Origin of the sequence: Streptomyces sp. URMC 126 (assembly GCF_051386555.1) — a bacterium.
In the GTDB taxonomy this organism is placed as follows: Bacteria; Actinomycetota; Actinomycetes; order Streptomycetales; family Streptomycetaceae; genus Streptomyces.
The window spans coordinates 1-1,633 of sequence record NZ_JBPQTX010000586.1 but is presented as its reverse complement, the minus strand read 5'-3'; the positions used below and the strand labels follow the sequence as shown (position 1 = coordinate 1,633).

General features: G+C 78.5%; 1 protein-coding gene. It reads right to left on the bottom strand.

Translation table 11 applies throughout. The annotated features are described in order from the left end of the window. Positions 1-1,544, bottom strand: a 1,544-nt coding sequence (locus ACSNOK_RS32930; protein ID WP_436784455.1) for a nitroreductase family protein, incomplete at its 3' end; no start/stop codon positions are given. Positions 1,545-1,633 lie beyond the last annotated feature (89 nt).

Here is a 1,633-nt window from a genome sequence, read left to right as displayed (position 1 = left end):
AACGTGGCGGGGGCCGGCGTCGGGTGCGGTGGCGACGACGCGCGGCGTGCACCCGGGGCCGGTTCCGAGGTGGGGACCGGGGCCGGGTGAGGTTCCGGCCCGGCCGACCCGGGTTCCGGGGCCGGTGGCCGGGGTGGGCCGGAACGCTCGTCCGGAGCTGTCTCAGGGGCTGGGGCCGGGATCGGAGCACACCGCGGGGCCGATGCCGCTTCCGGCCCCGGAATCGGCGTCGATCCGGGAACCGGTTCCGCCCCGGCAGCCGGCTGTCGCCCGGTGGCCGGCTCCCGTCCAGAGCCCGGCGCGCGTGCCCCGTTCCGCTCCGGTCGACGGTCCGGCTCGGCACCCGGGGACAGTTCGTACAGCCCGGCCGGCACCCCCGCCACGTTCCGGACGAGGACGTGGCAGTCCACCAGCGGCCGGCAGGGCGCTCCCGTGTGGTCCGACGGCACCGGCTCCAGCGCGTGCCGCAACAGGCCGGCGAGCGCGTCGGCGGGCAGCGGAGCGTCGGCCGGCAGGAACATCCGGCCGCCCGAGTCCCGCGCGCGCAGTGCCTCCGCCAACTCAGGCCTGCCGGGCCCCTGGACCGCGCCGCCCAGGGGCAGGGCCGCCGCCCGGTCTCCGGCCGTGGGCGCGCGGAAAGCGGACGTCTCCACCGGGACGCCCGGCCCGGGCAGCCGGGACAAGCGGTCCAGCGCCGTCAGCCCGGACCAGGCCGCCGCGTCGGCATGACACGTCCGTACGTACTCCGGCCGGATCACGTCCAGCGGCGCCTCCTGCACCGCGGCGCCCGCACCGGGCCCGCCCCGGGCGCCGTACAGGTCGACCACCGCGAACGCGGTCTCCTCCGTGCCGTCCAGGCCCAGCGCCCGGTTCACCACCGCGTCCCCGAACCGGTGGTGGACGCGCCCCTCCAGGCCCAGCGCCGCCGCGACCATCAGCGCGTTGCCGACGGTCATGCCCGCTTCCTGGGCGCCCAGCCGGTACGCGTAGTCGCGGTAACGGAACGCCGTCTTGCGGAAGTGGACGGCCGCCACCAGCAACGCCAGTGTGCCGCCCCCGGTCCGCCCGGTCCCCGCGGCGGCGTGCAGCGCCGCCGGGACGCCCCCGGTACGCAGCCGGGTCAGCGCGTGGTGCGCCGGGTCGAAGTGGTAGCAGCCGGCGGGCAGTTCCCCGGCGGGCGCGGCGAGCCAGAGGTAGAGCTCTACGGGGTGGAAGCAGCGGGCGGACGGCACGACGCGGTGGTACGGCCACGCCGCGTGCGGTCCCAGCTCCATCCGGCCGAGCCCGTAGGCGTGGTGCACGAGGGCGGACACGGCCGGTTCGTCCAGGGCCGCCCGGCCGGGGACGGCGTCCGGCCGCGCCCCGCGGAACCCCTCGAACGACCAGCGCGCGTCCCCGATCCGCCGGGCCGGCGCGCTCAGCGTGTGCCTCGGCAGCCCGCGGTAGGTCTTGAACGGCAGCGGATCCCCGTCCCCGCCCTCCGCGCCCTGCCCCTCGGCGAACAACTCCCGCACCCGCTCGAAGGTGCGCCACCAGAAGCACAGGCCGGGGGTGGCGGGCTCGCCGCCGGGCGGCTCGGCCCGTTCCGCCAGGGCGGCGGGCTCGTCCGCTCGGCGGGGGCCGGGGCCCGGGG